This is a genomic window from Hymenobacter persicinus (assembly GCF_004167665.1).
Lineage (GTDB): Bacteria > Bacteroidota > Bacteroidia > Cytophagales > Hymenobacteraceae > Hymenobacter > Hymenobacter persicinus.
In genome coordinates this window covers 1-1,839 of the sequence record NZ_SEWE01000130.1, presented here as the reverse complement: position 1 = coordinate 1,839, position 1,839 = coordinate 1, and the positions used below count along the sequence as shown (strand labels likewise).

At 62.6% G+C, this 1,839-nt stretch carries 1 protein-coding gene; it reads left to right on the top strand.

The annotated features are described in order from the left end of the window. A partial coding sequence (locus EWM57_RS21350) for a beta strand repeat-containing protein (protein ID WP_165370609.1) occupies window positions 1-1,839 on the top strand: 1,839 nt, incomplete at both ends.

Here is a 1,839-nt window from a genome sequence, read left to right as displayed (position 1 = left end):
TACGCTCAACGCGACAACCTTCACGACCATTGCCGGAGTGCCTTCCACGCCGGCCCGCTTCTACACGCTCACCGGCTCAGATCTGACCAATGACGTGACGGTAACGGCCCCGGCCGGCTTCCAGGTGTCGACTACTGCGGCCTTCACGGGCATCACTACCGACGCCAATACGCTCTCCATCACTCCGAGTAGCGGCAGCATCAGCAACCGCACTATCTACGTACGCCTGACCGGCACCACCCAGGGTGCTTACAGCGGCACGGTGGCCAACACCAACGGCTCGGTTTCGGCGCCGGTGCTGGTATCGGGCACGGTGAATGCCGTAGTAGCCGCCACGCTCACGGTAGGTACGCTCAACGCGACAACCTTCACGACCATTGCCGGAGTGCCTTCCACGCCGGCCCGCTTCTACACGCTCACCGGCTCAGATCTGACCAATGACGTGACGGTAACGGCCCCGGCCGGCTTCCAGGTGTCGACTACTGCGGCCTTCACGGGCATCACTACCGACGCCAATACGCTCTCCATCACTCCGAGTAGCGGCAGCATCAGCAACCGCACTATCTACGTACGCCTGACCGGCACCACCCAGGGTGCTTACAGCGGCACGGTGGCCAACACCAACGGCTCGGTTTCGGCGCCGGTGCTGGTATCGGGCACGGTGAATGCCGTAGTAGCCGCCACGCTCACGGTAGGTACGCTCAACGCGACAACCTTCACGACCATTGCCGGAGTGCCTTCCACGCCGGCCCGCTTCTACACGCTCACCGGCTCAGATCTGACCAATGACGTGACGGTAACGGCCCCGGCCGGCTTCCAGGTGTCGACTACTGCGGCCTTCACCGGCATCACCACCGACGCCAACTCGCTCACCATCACCCCGAGCAGCGGCAGCGTCAACCAGACTATTTATGTGCGCCTGAGCGGCGCTTCCGCCGGCACTGCCAACAGCAGCGGCGTGATTATTCTCAATGGCGCCACCATCACCCACACCAGCAGCCCGGCCACGCCGAAAAACCTGACGGTGAATGGGAACATCGTTGTAGAACCAACGGTGAGCTCCAACATTGCGGCCACCACCGTGGGCTTCAACTCGGCCACCATCTCACTGAGTGACTTCGTACCCGGTACCGGTATCTATGCCCTGATAGTGGTGCGCGCCGCCGGTACTCCGGCCGTAGCCCCCACCGATCAGACGGCCTACACTGCCAACACCGTGTACGGCAACAACGGCGCGGCCTCCATCACCGGTCCCGGCAACTACGTGGTGCTGTCCGATATCGACGTGTCGGTAACCGTCACCGGCCTCAGCGCCAGCACGGCCTACACTGCCGACGTGTACGATTACAACGCTGATACCCCCGTGGACGGCGTGACGTTCGAAAACTACAAGCCCACGCCAAAGTCGGTAAACTTCACCACCACCACGACCCCGCTGGCCTACTACAACTTCACCAGCGGCGTGGCAGCAGCCTTCACCGCCACCAACGTGATGGCCTCGTCCTTCCAGCGCGGCGGTGGCCTCACGGTGAACACCGCCGCCGCCAGCGCGGGCACGTTTGCTTCCAGCGGCTACGGCACCAACTTTACGGCCAACGACTACGTGGGCTTTAGCATCGAGCCAGCCAGCACCTACCAGCTGAACCTGACGAGCCTGACCTACACCGACATCATTGGCACCGTCAACGGGCCGAGCACGATTGAAGTACGGGCCAGCACGACGTCCGATTTCAGCGGCACCGTGGTTAACCTGGCCACTTATACCACCAGCACCACCAGCACCGAGCGGACTATTTCGCTGACTGGTACGGCCTTTCAGGGCCTGAAAGTGCCCGTGTA